This window comes from Terrabacter sp. 2YAF2, from assembly GCF_052114705.1.
Classification (GTDB): domain Bacteria; phylum Actinomycetota; class Actinomycetes; order Actinomycetales; family Dermatophilaceae; genus Terrabacter.
Window position 1 is genome coordinate 1 of sequence record NZ_JBFRFG010000065.1, and the last position, 449, is coordinate 449.

Sequence of the window (449 nt, forward strand, 5' to 3'; positions counted from 1 at the left end):
CGTGGGTGCGTTGCTGCGCGATCCGGACCGAGTACACCCCGCCGACGCGGTTGCGGGCCAGCTCCCGGGTCACGCTGGATCGGTGCACGCCCAGCTCCGCGGCGATCCGGGCCGGGCGGTGGCCCTCGCCCAGCCGCAGCGCGATCACGCCCCGGCCGGCTTCGGTCAGACGCCCCCGCGCGTCGGTCCAGTCRCCCTCGCTCACCGGTGCGGCAGGGCGCGCGAGGCCACCGACGGGCCCCATCCGAAAGGTCATACCGGCCACCTTGGCCCATCGACCCACCGCGCGACGGTCCACCGCGATCCGCCGCGCTACCTCCAACGCCGGTAGGCCCTGCTCCAGCAGCCCCAACGCCTGCTGCCGCTGAGCCCAGGAATACGTCCCCGGGATTCCACCCATCGCCTGCCTCCACGCAATCCGTGTTGCGCAGACGATCTGAAGCCAAGCG

Annotated in this window: 1 protein-coding gene; it reads right to left on the reverse strand. The window is 73.2% G+C overall.

Going from position 1 to position 449, the window contains the following annotated elements:
• Positions 1–256: helix-turn-helix domain-containing protein (locus tag AB4030_RS22445; RefSeq protein ID WP_442281412.1), on the reverse strand; the 256-nt coding region annotated here is incomplete at its 3' end.
• Positions 257–449 lie beyond the last annotated feature (193 nt).